This is a genomic window from Lacticaseibacillus pantheris DSM 15945 = JCM 12539 = NBRC 106106 (genome assembly GCF_001591865.1).
Taxonomy (GTDB): Bacteria; Bacillota; Bacilli; order Lactobacillales; family Lactobacillaceae; genus Lacticaseibacillus; species Lacticaseibacillus pantheris.
Genome location: NZ_BCVS01000017.1, coordinates 13,055 through 29,391 on the forward strand (window position 1 = coordinate 13,055; position 16,337 = coordinate 29,391).

At 54.7% G+C, this 16,337-nt stretch carries 17 protein-coding genes; 3 read left to right on the forward strand and 14 right to left on the reverse strand.

Annotated features, from left to right (window positions below; all coding sequences use genetic code 11):
- Positions 1 to 169: 169 nt before the first annotated feature.
- Complete coding sequence (locus LPA02S_RS03145; RefSeq protein ID WP_054650977.1) at positions 170 to 958, forward strand: hypothetical protein; 789 nt, start codon at positions 170 to 172, stop codon at positions 956 to 958.
- A 91-nt stretch (positions 959 to 1,049) separates the two neighbouring features.
- Here LPA02S_RS03145 and LPA02S_RS03150 read toward each other — a convergent pair whose 3' ends face one another.
- From LPA02S_RS03150 to trxA, 14 genes are all read right to left on the reverse strand, one after another.
- Entirely contained in the window at positions 1,050 to 2,402 is a 1,353-nt protein-coding gene (locus tag LPA02S_RS03150) for a cytosine permease (protein ID WP_054650975.1), read from the reverse strand.
- A gap of 72 nt (positions 2,403 to 2,474) precedes the next feature.
- A complete protein-coding gene (deoD, locus tag LPA02S_RS03155) occupies positions 2,475 to 3,200 on the reverse strand; it encodes a purine-nucleoside phosphorylase (protein ID WP_054650973.1) in 726 nt (241 codons plus the stop codon).
- Between the two features lie 18 nt (positions 3,201 to 3,218).
- Positions 3,219 to 3,440, reverse strand: coding sequence for a hypothetical protein (locus tag LPA02S_RS03160; protein WP_054650971.1), 222 nt, complete (start codon positions 3,438 to 3,440; stop codon positions 3,219 to 3,221).
- A 424-nt stretch (positions 3,441 to 3,864) separates the two neighbouring features.
- Positions 3,865 to 5,085, reverse strand: a complete 1,221-nt coding sequence (locus LPA02S_RS03165; RefSeq protein WP_056956188.1) for a phosphopentomutase — start codon at positions 5,083 to 5,085, stop codon at positions 3,865 to 3,867.
- Positions 5,086 to 5,250: 165 nt separating this feature from the next.
- Positions 5,251 to 7,440 (reverse strand): Ig-like domain-containing protein, encoded by a 2,190-nt coding sequence (locus tag LPA02S_RS03170; RefSeq protein WP_056956189.1) that lies wholly within the window; start codon positions 7,438 to 7,440, stop codon positions 5,251 to 5,253.
- Entirely contained in the window at positions 7,424 to 7,831 is a 408-nt protein-coding gene (locus LPA02S_RS03175) for a hypothetical protein (protein ID WP_056956190.1), read from the reverse strand. The genes LPA02S_RS03170 and LPA02S_RS03175 overlap by 17 nt, the downstream gene beginning before the upstream one ends.
- A 5-nt stretch (positions 7,832 to 7,836) precedes the next feature.
- Complete coding sequence (locus LPA02S_RS03180) at positions 7,837 to 8,853, reverse strand: WxLIP family cell surface protein (RefSeq protein ID WP_056956191.1); 1,017 nt, start codon at positions 8,851 to 8,853, stop codon at positions 7,837 to 7,839.
- Between the two features lie 372 nt (positions 8,854 to 9,225).
- Positions 9,226 to 9,888, reverse strand: coding sequence for a WxL domain-containing protein (locus LPA02S_RS03185; protein WP_054650961.1), 663 nt, complete (start codon positions 9,886 to 9,888; stop codon positions 9,226 to 9,228).
- A gap of 291 nt (positions 9,889 to 10,179) precedes the next feature.
- A complete protein-coding gene (locus LPA02S_RS03190; protein WP_054650959.1) occupies positions 10,180 to 10,461 on the reverse strand; it encodes a hypothetical protein in 282 nt (93 codons plus the stop codon).
- Between the two features lie 32 nt (positions 10,462 to 10,493).
- Entirely contained in the window at positions 10,494 to 11,264 is a 771-nt protein-coding gene (locus LPA02S_RS03195; RefSeq protein ID WP_054650957.1) for an ABC transporter permease, read from the reverse strand.
- Positions 11,248 to 12,165 (reverse strand): ABC transporter ATP-binding protein, encoded by a 918-nt coding sequence (locus tag LPA02S_RS03200; protein WP_056956192.1) that lies wholly within the window; start codon positions 12,163 to 12,165, stop codon positions 11,248 to 11,250. The genes LPA02S_RS03195 and LPA02S_RS03200 overlap by 17 nt, the downstream gene beginning before the upstream one ends.
- Positions 12,166 to 12,481: 316 nt before the next feature.
- A complete protein-coding gene (locus tag LPA02S_RS03205; protein ID WP_054650955.1) occupies positions 12,482 to 12,934 on the reverse strand; it encodes a threonine/serine exporter family protein in 453 nt (150 codons plus the stop codon).
- 12 nt (positions 12,935 to 12,946) lie between these two features.
- Positions 12,947 to 13,702, reverse strand: a complete 756-nt coding sequence (locus LPA02S_RS03210) for a threonine/serine exporter family protein (RefSeq protein WP_056956193.1) — start codon at positions 13,700 to 13,702, stop codon at positions 12,947 to 12,949.
- Positions 13,703 to 13,928: 226 nt separating this feature from the next.
- A complete protein-coding gene (gene trxA / locus LPA02S_RS03215; protein WP_054650953.1) occupies positions 13,929 to 14,258 on the reverse strand; it encodes a thioredoxin in 330 nt (109 codons plus the stop codon).
- A 186-nt stretch (positions 14,259 to 14,444) separates the two neighbouring features.
- Here trxA and LPA02S_RS03220 point away from each other — a divergent pair, with 186 nt between their 5' ends.
- Together LPA02S_RS03220 and LPA02S_RS03225 are read left to right on the forward strand one after the other, a co-directional pair.
- On the forward strand, positions 14,445 to 15,230 hold the full coding sequence (locus LPA02S_RS03220; protein WP_056956194.1) for a Cof-type HAD-IIB family hydrolase: 786 nt from the start codon (positions 14,445 to 14,447) through the stop codon (positions 15,228 to 15,230).
- Positions 15,231 to 15,294: 64 nt separating this feature from the next.
- Positions 15,295 to 16,236 (forward strand): aldo/keto reductase, encoded by a 942-nt coding sequence (locus tag LPA02S_RS03225; protein ID WP_054650949.1) that lies wholly within the window; start codon positions 15,295 to 15,297, stop codon positions 16,234 to 16,236.
- Positions 16,237 to 16,337 lie beyond the last annotated feature (101 nt).

The following is a 16,337-nucleotide window of genomic DNA, read 5'->3' on the forward strand; positions in this document are numbered from 1 at the left end:
ATGTAATTCATATTTCAGTCTACCAATGATTGCTGCATCTGGAAACCGCTACCATGCTTACTCAACCCACTATTACCTGATTGCACACCGACTTTGTGCATTTTAGGTTATTTATACCTTTACAGTAAGCGCTTACGGCCGTAGTATGTGGTAGAAAGAAGGCGATACTATGTACATCTTCCACCCCATTGCGGCCGATCCCATCGTGGTTAACCGGATCATTGACCGCTGGCGTTTACGCCAATGGGTGCCCGTGAACTACAGTTACGGCTGGTGGCACCTACAACGTTCAAGTAACCCCGAAGCCGAGCTGGGCGACTTTGTACTCACGCCGACAACTCCTGACGCCATTATTCTCTCGCCTCAACTAGCCTGGCAACGGCATGAACAACCGGACCAGGTAGACAGCAACGATGCACCGCAGCAACTCAAAAGCTTCAACAGTCAGTTACAGTCTGCTTGGTCTAGCTACGCCCGGCGTCAAACTCTTCGCGGTGGTCTAGCGGTCATTATCGCCTTTGTGGCCCTCACCATTGGGTTTAGTACCCTGGCACGTTGGGGGGCGGCCGTTCAGATTGCAATGACAATGCTCACCATCGTTGGCTTTCTGTTGCTAATTGGTGGACTGTGGGCCTTGTTGCGTGCCTACTATAATGGTGCCGTGGTCGCTACTTGGCCGGAAAATGCAAACCGCGCGAATAGTAACGGGTACATCCGCTACTACATCATTGTCGATCGCAGCAAGCTCCCCGGTCTGACTGTCGCCGCCATTAACGCACAGATTGAGTCTGCAAGCGATCAAATCGGTCACGTCCGTCTTATTAGCGCTGATCATAAACGGGTCTACGCCGGGGTATACGGGGCCCGCGCCAACGAGAACGACATCCAGGCCGCCCTCGCGCAGCGTCTGGGCAAGCCGGAAGCCGTCCGCGTAACTGCATCTTACATCTATTACTAACTTTGCGTACCAAAAGGGGACTTCATTGGGGCCAGCTTTTTACGGCCCGAATGGAGTTTTTCTGTGCCCGATGGCTCACAACAACGTATCCCTAGCGACTTTGCTTACGGCTCAACAACCAGTACACGCACGCCGTGATGGCCATTGCCACAAACGTCGCGCCCAGGTGCTCAGCCACCGTGGGAATCCGCCGGCAAGCAAAGTAAGCCAATACACCCAACGCCCAGGATCCCAGCGCCCGCCAGTTAACGCCGTGCCAATACCAGTACTTACCCCCGGTGACGTTCATGGCCGGGGCGTCGTATTGCCGGTGCCGCAAAATAAAGAAGTCCACCAAGAAGACGGCAATTTCCGGCCCCAGGAACATGCCAATCATGTCCAGAAAGGCCGTGAACGCATCCAGAAACGTCGCGAAGAACAGCGGTACAAACGACACCAGCGTCGCGACAATCGTCACCAGCCACAGCGCTGGTCGCAACGATATGCGGTGCCACATGTTCGTCACGGCTGACCCCGCAGCCATGAGGTTGACCGCGTTCGCCGTGGTACTGGTAATCACGATGACCAGCAGCGCCAGCACGCCGAGCCCCAGCTTGGTGGCAATCGTCGAGGGATCCGAATCGTTCGGGTCAAAGTGGTTCATGGTGATGGCCGTCGCAATGGTGGCCACCAACCCAATAAACGCAAACCAGAACAGACCCACGTTCGCCCCGATGAATGACCACGTGGTTGCGGCGTGGGGCTTGTCGGTAAACCGGGAAAAGTCGGCGGCCGCCGTCACCCACGCGAGGTTAAACGCCGCCAACACGTCAATGGCCGCGCCCGCGCTCAGTCGTAAATGTCCGGCCGGACGCCACTGCATAATTTCCGTTAGCGACACGTGCTGGAAAACCACGATGGATTCCCAAACCACGAACACCATCACCAGCACAATGCCGACCCGCTCAATCATCCGGACCGAACGTTCACCAAGCGCAATAGAAGCCATATGTAATAACGACATCACGATAATGCCCACTACCAGACCGCGGTGCCCACCCGGAGTGCCATAGGCCGGCCACCCGAGTAGGTCGTGCAGAATGGTAGCAATTGAAATGGCGGCAATAAAGGTGTTCGCAGCCGCCCACCCGATGAACTGCACCACGTTAATGACGGACGGAATGAGCGACCCGCGGAGGCCGAACGCCGGCCGGGTGAGGGCCATGGCCGGCAGTCCGGTGCGGTAACCCATGTAGCTAGCCAGAGCCAGCAATACGTACGAAAGCACCCCGCAAACGATGAGCGCGGTGGAAGCCGTCAGCATCCCCGCCGCGGCAATCACCCCACCAATGTACCAAGTACCATTATTGGCGTTTGCCCCAATCCACGTGGCACACATATCCCAGTTCGTCATCTGGCGGGCATCCGGCTCTACCGGCCGTACGTGCCCCAGTTCGTTGCGCATATTAACCTCTACTTTCCTTTCAACGTGCAAAGGGGCTGTGACAACTGTCGCGGCCCCTTTGCTGCACCAATGCTATTCATCTAGTTGCGCGGCGGCCTCACTACCCAAGCGCAACGCAATCCGGATCATATCGTCCAGCGTGGACTGCCGTGCGTCCGGGCTCATGTGCTCGTCGCGCGGAATGTGGTCCGACACCGTCATCATGGCTAGCGCCTGACGATGGTAGTGGGCCGCGGCCAGATACAGCCCCGGCGTTTCCATCTCGGCCGCCAAAACGCCATAGTCGGCCAATTTTTGCTTGTCCATCTCGTCGTTATAGAACCGGTCCTCGCCCAGCGTATTGCCCACACGCACCCGATAACCCGCGTCCTGCGCCAATTCTTCGGCGCGCCGGAGCAACGCAAAATCGGCACAGGGCGCGAAGGTGATTCCGGGTCCAAAGGTGTTCGCGATAATCGAACTATCGGTCGACGCTGCCTGGGATAAAACAATATCCCTCAACTGGATATCGTCGGCCAGGCCCCCCGCCGTGCCGGTCCTAATTAGCACCTGGGCACCAAAGTCGCGCATGAGCTCCGTGGCGTAGATGGTCATCGACGGAATGCCCATCCCGGTTGCCTGGATTGACAGCCTTTGCCCTTGGTACGTACCCGTGTAGCCGTACGCCGCACGCACAACGTTGTACTGCGTGACGTCCGTCAAGAAATTCGTCGCCATGTACTCCGCCCGCAACGGATCGCCCGGCAGTAAAACCACGGGTGCCACGCTCCCCTTAGCGGCATCAATATGAATACTCATCTATACCACCCCGCGTAATTACTTCTTGTGGTCCTCGCGCTCACGCTGAATCCGCCGGCGCCGATTCGTTACCGCCAGGTCAATCCCGGCAATAATTACCAGGTAGGTCACCACGCATAACCACCACATAAGTGAATACCTGGTGTACGCCTTTTCCAGCACAAAGGCGAAAACCACCGTCATTAGGACAAGAAATATCGATAAGTTGGACGTGCCCAACCCGTATTTATGGTCACGCATGGCCAAAACCTCCTCGCAACTGCATACTCAATCTCGCTACTAGCATATCAGACCACCACCCGTTTTGGGTAGGGGTGGTGGGGTGAACGGTTTGGCCCCGGCTCCAGCAGCGGAACGGTTTGGGCGTTAATCAAGGCTCCGGCGGCAGGGGCGGTTTGGATGACCAGCCTGCTAACCGCACGCTCCGGCCGTTCCGGCCTCCCACGAATTTAGTAGCCCGGGAAGACCCGTCCCGGTCTACTAAATTTGCCGCCCTACGTCACTACGTTCCTAGGGCGCTCCGGGCCGGCAGCCGTCATCCAAACCACCCCCGCCGCCTACACCTTAATTAACGCCCAAACCAAACATTTATTGATCCCCCACATACCATGCAGCACTAGATAACAAATATCGAGTCCTACTCTGTGCGATACGAACGTAAGCATCATATCTCGAGCTTATCCAAAAACGACATCCCAAACGTTCCGTTCTCAACCCCAAAGTTATCGAGTATCGTCACACCCAAATCACTAAAGGGTTGCCGAATCCCGAGTTCTAACTGCTGCGGTTCATCGTGCGGCTTTGCACTGACCAAGCTTGGTGAATAAGCTAAAAGCGGCACCAACTCGCGGGTGTGGTCCGTCCCGCGGAACGTGGGGTCGTTGCCGTGGTCCGCCGTGATAATCAGCAGGTCTTTGTCCCCCAGCATCGGCAACAGCGTCCCCAAATCCTGGTCAAACTCCTCCAGCGCCTGGGCTGCCCCCGCCGGATTGCGCCGATGACCGTACATCGCGTCTAAATCCACCAGGTTGGTGAAAATAAAACCCTGCCGGCCCGACTGTACTACCCGCATCGTCTGCACCATCCCATCATGATTGCTGGTCGTGTGCACGCCATCATCCAGTCCTTGCCCAGAGAAAATATCGTTAATTTTGCCCACGCCGTAAGTCGGTATACCGGCTGCCTGTATCCGGTCCAAATCGGTTGGCGCCGTGGGCTTTAACGTATAATCGCGCCGGTCGCTCGTGCGCGTAAAATCATCCGCCGACCGGTACGTGTACGGGCGCGCAATCACCCGCCCAATACGGTAGGGTGCGTCCACCGTCAGCCCACGCACGTACTCGCAAATACGGTACAACTCAGCCAAAGGAATCACGTCAACGTTCGCCGCAATCTGTAGCACGGAGTCGCCCGAAGTGTACACAATCAGCGCCCCCGTCCGCAACTGCTCGTCGCCGTAATCATGAATGACGTCCGTCCCCGAATAGGGGCGGTTCACAATCACTGGACGGTCCGCAAAGTCAGCAATCTGCTTGATCAGTGCGTCAGGAAAACCATCCGGAAAGTAGCCGAGGGGTTCCATGACGGGCAACCCCATCATCTCCCAGTGACCGTCCATCGAGTCCTTACCCGCAGATATTTCCGCCATCCGGCCAAAGGCTGCGCGCGGGGCTACCACCGGTTTCAGTCCCACCATTTCGTCATCTTGACGAATATTACCGATACCCAGACTTTGTAGGTGCGGCAACCGCCAGTCTGCGCCCATAAAGGCCGCGATGTGACCCAAAGTGTCAGCGCCCACATCGTTAAATTGCGCGCTATCCGCCGCCTGGCCAATGCCTAGTGAATCCACAACAATCGTAATTACACGGTTAAACTTAGTCATCGAATTCAACTTCCCCTCGTTGTCGTCGCCCGAATTAGTTAAGTTCAGTATAGCGTGTCTGCGTGAGCCAAAGCCAGGACCTGATCGAACAAATTTGTCCCGTTCAATGACCACTTGGAACATACAAAAGGAGCCAGCACCATTTGTACGTGCTGGCTCCATCGTTTAGTTCGCGTCAGGCCCCGAAGTTAGGGTCCACGTCATTGTGCTTGTATAGTGGCCCACCACGGCTCGTGGTGACTTGCCCACTGACAGTAATGCCGATACTTGCTGGTCGAGACGGCCAGTAGTGCTATTAACCGGTTGATTGCTCATCACGGTGGTATCCGTATTGTTGTCCGGAATGGTCCCACCGATTACGGGGTTACCAGAACTATCTATCCAGTACAGTAACACCTTTGCAGTGCCACCGCCCGCACTCAGCTGACCCGCCGCAGTTTTGAACGGTGTCATGGCGACGCTCAACTGATAGTCCTGCCCGGCTGGGGACCGAGTATCACTCAAGCCGATATTGCCATCACTGTCTGATAACATCCACTTGTTAAAAATATCGGGGTTCGTGAAGTCCGTGGTGCTACCATCAAAGTCACCGTTAATTAACGACTGCACGGTTGGATCTGTCATTTCGTCTAACGGCTTGCCGTCTTGGGCAACCCGGAAGTTAAACGAAGGCACCTCACGCAACGCCAAGCCGCCCGCGTTAACTGTCAACGTGACGGGGTTACTCGTCACCTTAGTGGTACCATCCGCCATCGTCACAACCACGCGGTACTGTTGCTTGTCGTTATCCATGGTCAGACTCGGCGTGGTGTACGTCGCGCCAGTGGCTCCGCCCACGTCCGTCCAGTTCGTGGATCCGGCCGCGGCCGTCTGCCACTGGTAGGTCCACTTAGTGCCACTCGGGGCGTTAGGTGCAGTCAAAGTAGCGGTGGAGCCCACGGCCAATGGGGATGGCTGGGCTAGACGGGCAACCGTGACTGGTTGGGTAGTTTTGAATTGCTTGGTCACGTATAAAGTGTTGCCAATCAAGTTAACCATACCAGTTTTCCCGGTAGTATTAGCCGTCAACTTCCCGTTTGCATCAACACTAGCTAGCGATGGGTCACTGCTGCTCCAAGTAGTCTGCGCGCCCAAGTCCTCGCCGCTCATACCGGTAACCTTACCCTGCGCCTGATTCATCCCGTTGGGCACGTTACTGCCGCTGAAAACCAGCTGCGGTGTCACGGCCCCTTTCACCAAGGAATCAATGGTCGTCAATGTGGCCGTGCCCGTGGCATCCTTCTGAATCATGGTGTCACCTTGGTACACATCCATCGTGGCGGTAATCTGCGCACCAAACATAGCCATCGTGACCGACGGAATCGTAAAGCTGGAACTATCACCGTTTTGGGTGAGACCCGCTCCCTTCCAGCGGACGTTCTTCGCGGTTAAACCATCCGGCAACTGAACGGTAAACGTTGCGTCGTTGCCCACAAAGGCCGATTGGTCGGCGATATCACCGATGTACAGCGTCTTCGTGTCGGTCGTATACGTCTTCGCCGCGGTCCCCGCACTAGTTGCCGGTACCGTCACGCTAAACGCACCACTCGTAGTTCCCACGCCGGTCGCCGTAAAGGTGGTACCGGCCCAGGAGCCCGTGCTTGCAGATGGGGTAGTAGTCTTGAGGCCGAGCGTAAATCCATTAGTCGTGACACTCGGTGTGGCCGTGGCGCTGCCGCCGCGGAACACTACGGCCGGAGTATAACTCATCGTCGGTTTATAATCTTTGGGGAGCACAAGCATTGGAAAGACGGAAGTGTAGTAGTTACCCGCAAACAATCCCGACTCATGCACCATCACCTGAAAATACACCCAGGTTGGTTGGCTCACAGTCGGTGCCGTGAGTTCATATCCAATCACGTCATTTTGGCCTTGAATTCCGCTCGGAGTACCAAAGTTAACCGCGACGTTTGATTGTTTTGAGTTAGCCGGATCATTGGTTGCGGAAGTTGGCGAAGTGCTAACTGCCCCGTCACCGACCTTCAGGTACGTTGTGTACGTTACGGAAGTGGTGGGATTAGGTTTGGAGAAGCTCGTTTTCACCGTTACCTTGTTACCACTCTCCAAGTACGCATACTTCTGGGCCGTAGTTGGTGTTGCGGAATAATCATTCCAGTTCAAAGCCGTGCGAAAGCCCGTTGTTAACCCACCACCAGCCGTCGACGGTGTCTGCATCCCCGCCGGCACCGCCGTTGGCACCGTGATGTTACTAGTGGTATCCGCGCTAGTCCGCAGAGGAACCACGGTCAGTAGCACGAGCGTGACCCCGAGCAACAACCACGTTCCAAACCGCCGCCAATTAAGCTTCTGCTGCATCCCGGTCACCCCTCCTTCTACGTAAACCTACCAGTAACCATATCTCGATCGCCACAATAATGAGCAACCACCCCACCACGTTCAGCTGGGCTTCGCTGGTTTGGGGCAACATGCCGTGGCGCTGCGGGCTGGCCGACTGCTCGGAGCCACGACGCAGACCAATACCACCAGTCTGGGCCAGCCGTTCCAAAGGTGTCAGCTGCTGGTGCGGCCGGTCACCCGTCCCGTGGTGCCCATTGTCAACACCAGAACCTGAGGACTGGCTAGGCAGCACCACAACCTGACCGGTAGACGTTGCCGCCGCCACCGGACTCGGTATAACTATTAATATGGCGAGTAATCCGATACCGAGCACTACCCAGAGGCTCCGTAAGACGCTTACTTTGCGCATGGCACTCAGTCCTTTTCTGTGTCATCCTTCCGCCGCTTCAACAATAAAATTAGTAAAACTAAGATAATCAAAACCAACACGCCGATAACGACCCAGAGCCATGGGAAGTGACTTTCAGGCTTCAGGTTGGTCTGCTTGTTGACCTTGGCCGCTTGCTTGCCGGTAATGGTGAAATTACGCTTGAATTGCCAGTGCCACTGGTGCGCCGTGGCGGTTAGCGTCAAAGTATACGTCCCGGCGCTCAGGGCTTTCTTGCTGTAAACACCGTAATCAAAGTGGGAGTTTGGGGCCATACTCATGTTGGTCTCAGTCCGCTTGATCAGCACCTTTGACTGGCCCTTACGCGTCACCTTTGCGACCATTTTCATGGAACCAAAGAGGCGCGGCTGATTATTTTGTACACTGGCAATGACGGCCGCCTGGTTACTTTGTACGCCCGGGCGGACACCCAGCAGCTTCAGGTCAGGTGCGTACTCCTTATCGCTGGTGCGCGCCATTACGCCGATGACCATGGCAAACTTGTTCACGACGGTCACGCCCGTCCCACCTTGCTTATAGCCGGCTAAATCACGGGCATAAATCGCGCCCAGCAACTGTCCACGAATGCCATCGCTAGGCACCTTGAGCTTGAAGGACACGCGGCTCGCATGGTGCGGCTGCAAATTAATGGTCGTGCCCTTATCCATCAGGTCGCTCAGGCGGTACTGCGCCGAAGTGTCGGTGGGAAGCCCGGGAACGTAACTCAACTGCCCCGAGTTACTGGTGCCCGCCGTCGTGGGGGTCACCCGAATGCGCTTGGTTTTGCCGGTCAGGTTAGTGACGGTAACTGCCAGGGTTTCTTCCTGACCAGGTTTCAGCATTAAGTTAAAATAGCCATCATCGGTGCCCACCTGACTATCGGTTAGCACGGGGGCAATGGTAAAGCTTGCCCCACTTGCCGCGTGCGCTGATTGCGTTCCTACCGCCAGAACAGCCATCACAACCATCACCAAGCCTGCCAACCACCAACGTAATTTCTTCATCTGCTTACCCTCGACGTTCAACTTCAATTTGTTTATCGCTTGATTCTATCCACCTAAATTGTAACAGGTTGAATGGTGTGGTTATAGTCTCACGGCCGGGTTCGCCGTGGAAACTTGCGCGTAACCCACTACGGCAATGAAGACAAGGGCGGACCTCATCACATTAGTTGGATAATGCTACACCGCTCCCGCGTTACTCGTGCGTATGGAAACGGGTTGCGCAAGGCAGAAAGCGACGCATAAGCAACTTGAACCAAAAGGCCAAGTGCGGGCCTTTCGGTCCAAGTTACTTATACTCTGCTTTCTAAACGCCTTGCTCCACCCTCTAAAAAGGCCAACGACTCCCGTCGCTGGCCAATGTTTCTTCATTCGTTAGTTAGCACTTGGCGCAGCGCTCAGCGTCCACGTAATTGGTGCACGGTACGTACCTGCCGTTGCTCTTGGGTTTGCCGCCGTTACCAGCGTTGCACCGTTAGCCTTGACGTCGGCTGTGTTCACCCCGGCACCATTACCAGCAGTAGCACCCCAAACCTGCGTGTCACTACCAGATAAACTGTTCGTGCTCAATGCACTGTTTGCATCACTACTTGTACCAATGGTTGCACCATCAGCAGTGAAACTCAAGCTCGTCACGTTCATCACCGAACTGTCGGAGTCATTCGTGAAGGCGCCCGCGTTCGCAGACAACGTCCAACCGGCGTTGGAACCACGGTAATCAGTGACCTTCATCTGGTTCTGTAGCTGACCATCCTTGGCGTTATCCAACTGCGTCACGCTACTATCCTTATAGTTCAGAGTTGTACCGTTAACTAAGTCCTCAACATTCGTCTCGCCAAAGTTCATGTCCGGAACCCGGTCTAACGTCAAGTTACCAGCGGTTGCCGTAAACTGTGCGGTTGATGTAGCCGTCCCCGACTTATCTGTCGTAGTCACGATTCCCAGATCAGATACTTCAGCTGCGTGCGTCGTTAATTTTGGCGTTACGGCCAAGCCGAGGGCAAACGCACCAACAATCATCCATTTAGTCCACTTCATAGTCATAATCTCCCTTTTAAATATACTGTCGATATACTAATCTCTTCTATAAAGATAATTTTATCACATTTGTACAAAAAGCCAACACTTTTAGGCTTATACACGAAAATTTGTCCATAAATAAATGATTTTCTCACCAAGTGACACTTGCAACGACGGTATTACTAATCAATCCATCAGCCGCACCCACTAGTTACCGTTGACACCGTACTAGCAAGAACAAAAAAGCACAAAAAAACACTCGACGTTGTCCATACAGCGTCGAGTGTTACGTAACACAACTCACCAATGCTAGTAAGTAATCGTTAATATCTGTTCCTGTTCACCCAGGTCGTTATCGCCAACTCGAATCATAAAGTTGGGCAGGACTGACCCCCGCAACTCGTTAATGAGGTCAGCCAAGGCGCGTTCAGTCATGGTTGCACCCGTCTGCCCTGGGAACAGCTTCAACCGCGCGTAGAAAGTGTCCTGATCGACATTAATCTCACGGTCAGGATTTCCGCGCCATAGAATCAGGCCCACTACACGCTGCGCCCGTGACGTTAACGCCAAAAACTGCGGATCATTAATCATGTTTGCACCCCCACATTGCTACAAAGTATCAGCTACACACTCCGCCGCCGGAAGCTCAGGTACGCAATCAATCCCAGCACTACCGTATAACCCAGCGAGCAGTATATCATTACCGGTGTGCTCAACATGGTCATCTTTGCAAAATTCGGCGACTGTACCTGCGCCGATAGCATCAACATCGTGAACGGATTCCACTTCACCCACTCGTGCTGGGCAATCAGTAACATCAAGAACGAACCCGTCAGGCTAGCAACAAAGTAACCAATAATCCCGGTCACAATGGCCGCCGCGTTACTCTTGAACAGTGTGGCCAGCAACAACACCAAGCTCATGAGCAAAATGGTGGTCAACATGTCGGCTCCCAGGCTTTGGGCATAGTATTCAATGAGGGTCCGTCCACCCGTCATCTTAGCATCCAACGCCACTTTGGGGAATAACCCGAACTTCAGCGCCCAAGTGACCGCGTTGCTCAATACTTCCATTAATACGAGCCCAATCAGTAGCGTGATTATCTTGCTGACGAAGACCTGGCTGCGATAATAGCGGCGGTACAACAGTTGCTTAATGGTGCCGTACTGAAATTCCATGGCGATAATGCTGGCGGTCATGGCAATTGCAAAGAATACAATCAGCTCCCCGCCGACAAACTGTTCGTTCACCAGGCTGGTTGCACTGAAAAGGTCCGGCAACTTCAATGTCGCAACGGCAAATCCAATCTGCATTAGCACCATGATGACCATGGCGACCCACGTCCCAGTCTTGTGGAATAACTTGTATAGTTCCTGCCTAATGAGCATTAGCATCGCGTGCACCCCCCTTACCAGCGTTGACCATGTCTAAGAATGAGCTCTCCAGGTCGTGTTGCACGTGTGCAATGTCGTCCACGTGAATGTTTGACATCACCAACACCCGTAAAACGTCGTTCAGGTCCTCGTGGTTGACCAGCACGCCTTGCGGGCTCTCCATGATGGGGATGCTAGCGTTGCCCAAAGCCTGCTTGGTAACCTGGTCATCACTGGTCCGGATTAGGTAAACTTCCGCCCCGCGATTTACCATAGCCGTCATGCTCGTTTGCTCCACGATTAGGCCCTTATTCAGGATAAGGACGTCATCCGCAACTTTTTCCAGCTCACTTAAAATATGGCTGGAAATCAGGAAGCTGGTGCCAGCGTCTGCCTTAGCCCGGATAAGATCCCGGAGGCTTTTGACTGCCGCCGGGTCCAAACCGTTCATCGGTTCATCCAGAATGACTAGTGCGGGTTCGTTCAGCAACGCCTGCGCCACGCCCAGTTTTTGCTTCATCCCCAGCGAATAGCGTTTAGCCTTGCTGTTAATGTACTTCTCCATGCCCATATCGTGGACAACGGCATCCACGCGCTTCTGCTTGTCGGGGCCCTGCGCAAAGAGCTGCAGGTGCTGCTTCCCCGTCAGGAAGGGATAAATACCTGGATACTCAATCAACGCGCCTACTTGACCCAATGCCTGGTGGCTCGTGATACCCACAGACTGGCCGCCAATCGTCACCTGGCCGCGGTCGTACGGAATCAGTCCCAGAATAATTTTCATAATGGTACTCTTACCAGCACCATTGGGTCCAACCAGCCCCACAACGTGGCCTGGTTCGACGGTAAAGCTCACCTTACGGAGCACTTGGTGACTACCAAAGGATTTATGTAAACCGTCTACGGTTAGAATTGCTGCCATCAACAGAACCTCTTTCCCATTTACTGGTGGCTACCCATCGTTGCAGGCCGCCACGACCCAGAAATTAAAAAAGGCCCACCGAAAACATCGGCAGGCTTATGCACGCAACCGTGGTTACCCACGGCCGATTCCATGGACTCCACAATCCAGAGGGAAAACCAGCGCCCACGAATCCGGTGGGTGAAACGTGCTGGCCGTTTTTCTTTCACACATAGTGTGTTACTCGACTCATCGCATAACCCCATTTTACAGCAAAGCCGCAGTTGGGACAAGCACCAACGCCAATGACGATAACAAGTCCAGAAAGCGCCAGACGTTAGCGGGCACGGCGGGGGTAGCGTCGGGTGAGGTCGCCAAATAGCTGGGCTAACATAAACCCTACCGCAATGGAACCCGCAACCGTAATCACCCGGGCAAGGTACCCAATACCGGCGTCCGTATGGCCCAAAACGAACATGCGGACGGCCTCGTACGCGGTGCCCCCGGGCACTAACGGGACCAATCCCGGAATCGTAAACACAATCACCGGCATCTTGCGCCAACGTGCAAAGATAATCGCACAAATCCCAATGGCAAAGGCCCCCAACAGGTTGGCCAGCACAATCGAGCAGCCGAGTTTGAATAGCACCCAGTAAACCATCCACCCGACGGCGCCCGACCAGCCGCCCAGGTTCAGCGCACGGCGCGGGACGTTAATAATAAAAGCAAAGGCCACCGTACCCAGATACGCAAAAACGCACTGAATGACGGCCTGCACGTAAATATTCATGCGTAGTCCCCCCTAAAAATACGGTAGCACTAAGGCAATACCAAAGCCGATGGCACAGGCTGTCAGTATGGCCTCCATCCCCCGGGTAATCCCCGTCAGCAAATGCCCCGCCAGCATGTCACGAATTGAATTCGTAATTGCCACTCCGGGAACCATGGGCATGGCCGCCCCAATGAGGATGTTGTCCGGACTGAGACCCCAGCCCACTTTGCATGCCGCTAAAGTCACCAGGGCTAGCGCCAGCGCTCCGGCGAGTTCCGCCACAAACCGAATGTTGGTGAGGCGGTTAATGTACGTGGACACCAGAAAACCCACGATACCAGCAACCGCTGCTGTGGGGATGTCGAACCAGTCGTACTGCTGGGTGAAAACAATCATCATGGTAGCGCTCAGCACTCCGGCACCAATAATTTGAAGCCACATGGGGAAGAACGGTACGTGCAACGCGAGCGCACGCAGATGTTGGTGCAGTTCGGCCAGTGACAACTCCCCCGCCGCAAATTCCCGCGAGAGCTGGTTGACTCGGCTCACCTTTTCCAGGTCGATTTCCCGTTGGTGAATCTGACGCACCTGCACATACTGCTCGTTGTTCAGTCCCGCTACGATACCGGTGGGCGTGGTGAACAAAGCCACGCCGCGCACACCCGCATTATCGGTGATACGCGCCATCGTGTCGTCCACGCGGTACATTTCACTGCCACCCTCAATCATGATGCGCCCCGCCAACAGGCACGTATCTAGCAACTCAGCCTTATCGACACTCGTCATCCGTACTCACCCCACTCACTCCCGAGTAATTCCATCACTTTATATTAACCTAGTCGACGCGGTGCGGAAAGCATTAGTATGTCGGTGGTTCATTTGTAACGGCGATTGCGGCGTTCCCCAAGAAAAGGTTAATCGTTCGAGATCGTCCTAATCGACTAACCAACGACGCCCTGCACAACAGAACCCGCTGCCACCCATTACGGGCCCACAGCGGGTTGTGTTCGTCCTATTGTTGATCGTGCCATTCAGCAATCTTGCGTTCAAAGTAGCGCCGGAGCTTGTCCTTAGGGAACGCCCCCGTCACCTTTTCCACCGCTTTGCCGTCCTGAAACACAATCATCGTGGGAATCGACTGCACGTGGTACTGCTCGGCCAAGCGTTTATCGTCATCCACGTTCTGCTTGATGACGGTCAGCCCGTCCAGCTCCTGCTCCAGGTCGGCCAACATGGGACTCAAAATTTTACACGGTCCACACCACGGCGCCCATAGGTCCAACACCACCGTCCCCGACTGCGTCAACGTATCAATATTCTCAAAAGTAACTGTTTGTGGCATTACGTCTTCCCCCGTGCACACCAACCAACCGGTGTTTATCCGCCGTGATTGTCCTTAATCCTTACAATTCTAAAGTAAGATGAAATATAACGCAACCAATAGCCTGCTTGCCATGCTTGCGGTTGTAAGCGGTTACTAAAACTGCTATGGTGGGACTAACTTAAACGTTAAGGGAGACGATGATATATGTATCGAGCGGTAGTCTTTTTTGACCTGGACGGAACGTTGTACGCGGATGACAAAACTTTGCCCGCGTGCAATTTATCGGCCATCAAGCGGTTGCGGGCAAACGGGGTGTTGCCCGTCATCACCACAGGGCGCGACCTGTGGGAAATCGACACACTGATGGCCGTCACCAAAATTAGCACCATTGTGGCGGGGAACGGGGCAACAGTGCGGTTCAACAACCGCACCGTGGGGCAGCACTACATCCCCGCTACTACCGTCACGCGTATCACTGCGGCAACACGACGCGATCGGATCACGACAGCTTACTACAATGAGCACCACGCAGTCTTATCGGGTACGGACGACTTAACCCAGGCGAATTACGCTGACGTCCAACAGGCGGTACCGGTGGTCAACCCCGACTTTGACCCCGCCACTCCGGTAACACGGATGCTGTTGTTCATCGGTAACGATGAGGCCGGGAACCGCGTCAAATCCGCATATCAGCAAGAATTCCCGGAGATGGCGTTCTACCGTGACTCACCGTACGACGTCGATACCATTAGCAAAGACACTTCCAAGGCCAGCGGTATTGCAGAGCTGCTTGAGCAACCCGACCTCCACGGTGTGCCCACTTACGCCTTTGGGGATGCAGACAACGACCTCCCACTACTAGCCGCGGTTGACCACCCCGTGGCCATGCAAAACGGCACCCACAAGGCCCGGCATTCGGCCGAATTTGTGACGGCCGACAACATGCACAAAGGTATCCCTAAAGGGCTCCGGCATTTTGGCCTCATCTAACGGGTAGCAAGACCCGCACGATAAGACTATAATTGTGCCAATTAATAGTAAGGGGTGTGCAACTATGACAACAAACGTGACGATTGGTCACAGTAACGTGGTAACGGGGCCGCTGGGTCTAGGCACCAACAAGGTCGGCGGGCACAACCTATTTGCCCACCTGAATGATGACGATGGCCGCGCGGTCGTCCGCGCCGCTTTGAATAACGGCATCACCACTTTGGATACCGCCTATATGTATGGCGTTGGACGGTCGGAGGAACTCATCGGAGAGGTGCTGCGTGACTACCATCGTGACGAGGTAGTGATTGCCGACAAAGCAGCGCAGGATCCAGACAACGATTTACGGCCCAACAACCGGCCGGAGTTCCTCGTTGAAGCGGTTGACCAGGCGCTACAGCGGTTGGGTACCGACTACATCGACATTTTCTACATTCACTTTCCTGACGCGGACACGCCGAAATATGAAGCGGTCGGGGCGCTGCAGCAACTGAAGGAAGCCGGTAAGATTCGCGCTATCGGCGTATCGAACTTCTCGATTGAGCAGGTACGCGAGGCGAACCAGGACGGTTACGTTGACGTGGTAGAGGACGCTTACAGCTTGGTCCAGCGGGAAGCGGAGGAGCAGTTGTTCCCATACTTGCAGGACCAGGGCATCAGCTTTGTGCCGTATTACCCGCTGGCTTCCGGGGTTCTGACCGGAAAGTACACCGGCAACGAGCATTTTGGTCCCGACGACTGGCAGTCGCACAACCGCAACTTTAAGGCTGACCGTTTCCGGGCGATTACGGCAGGGATGGCCAAAGTACGTGCGATTGCGGACGATCATCACGTCACACCGAGCCAACTAGTTCTGGCGTGGTACATTAAGAACCCGGCGGTGGCGGTAGTAATCCCGGGTGCCCGCAAAGCGGAGCAGGTGAAACAGAACGCCGTTTCTTTGGACGTTAAGCTCAATGACTTCGAATACCAAGCAATCGACCGGATCTTCAACGACTTACCTTAATAGATAATAATCAACTGGCCACCCTTAACGGTGACCAGTTTTTAATTGACCGTGAAAATCAGCCACAAAAAGGAACCAGTCAAATGACTGATTCCTTTAAC

Excerpts from the sequence above, each read along its gene's own strand:
- LPA02S_RS03195 (WP_054650957.1), bottom strand. The coding sequence starts at position 11,264 with ATGCTAATGCTCATTAGGCAGGAACTATACAAGTTATTCCACAAGACT.
- LPA02S_RS03220 (WP_056956194.1), top strand. The coding sequence starts at position 14,445 with ATGTATCGAGCGGTAGTCTTTTTTGACCTGGACGGAACGTTGTACGCG.
- LPA02S_RS03205 (WP_054650955.1), bottom strand. The coding sequence starts at position 12,934 with ATGAATATTTACGTGCAGGCCGTCATTCAGTGCGTTTTTGCGTATCTG.
- LPA02S_RS03225 (WP_054650949.1), top strand. The coding sequence starts at position 15,295 with ATGACAACAAACGTGACGATTGGTCACAGTAACGTGGTAACGGGGCCG.
- trxA (WP_054650953.1), bottom strand. The coding sequence starts at position 14,258 with ATGCCACAAACAGTTACTTTTGAGAATATTGATACGTTGACGCAGTCG.
- LPA02S_RS03160 (WP_054650971.1), bottom strand. The coding sequence starts at position 3,440 with ATGCGTGACCATAAATACGGGTTGGGCACGTCCAACTTATCGATATTT.
- LPA02S_RS03190 (WP_054650959.1), bottom strand. The coding sequence starts at position 10,461 with ATGATTAATGATCCGCAGTTTTTGGCGTTAACGTCACGGGCGCAGCGT.
- LPA02S_RS03185 (WP_054650961.1), bottom strand. The coding sequence starts at position 9,888 with ATGAAGTGGACTAAATGGATGATTGTTGGTGCGTTTGCCCTCGGCTTG.
- LPA02S_RS03200 (WP_056956192.1), bottom strand. The coding sequence starts at position 12,165 with ATGGCAGCAATTCTAACCGTAGACGGTTTACATAAATCCTTTGGTAGT.
- LPA02S_RS03180 (WP_056956191.1), bottom strand. The coding sequence starts at position 8,853 with ATGAAGAAATTACGTTGGTGGTTGGCAGGCTTGGTGATGGTTGTGATG.
- LPA02S_RS03170 (WP_056956189.1), bottom strand. The coding sequence starts at position 7,440 with ATGCAGCAGAAGCTTAATTGGCGGCGGTTTGGAACGTGGTTGTTGCTC.
- LPA02S_RS03175 (WP_056956190.1), bottom strand. The coding sequence starts at position 7,831 with ATGCGCAAAGTAAGCGTCTTACGGAGCCTCTGGGTAGTGCTCGGTATC.
- LPA02S_RS03150 (WP_054650975.1), bottom strand. The coding sequence starts at position 2,402 with ATGCGCAACGAACTGGGGCACGTACGGCCGGTAGAGCCGGATGCCCGC.
- LPA02S_RS03145 (WP_054650977.1), top strand. The coding sequence starts at position 170 with ATGTACATCTTCCACCCCATTGCGGCCGATCCCATCGTGGTTAACCGG.
- deoD (WP_054650973.1), bottom strand. The coding sequence starts at position 3,200 with ATGAGTATTCATATTGATGCCGCTAAGGGGAGCGTGGCACCCGTGGTT.
- LPA02S_RS03165 (WP_056956188.1), bottom strand. The coding sequence starts at position 5,085 with ATGACTAAGTTTAACCGTGTAATTACGATTGTTGTGGATTCACTAGGC.
- LPA02S_RS03210 (WP_056956193.1), bottom strand. The coding sequence starts at position 13,702 with ATGACGAGTGTCGATAAGGCTGAGTTGCTAGATACGTGCCTGTTGGCG.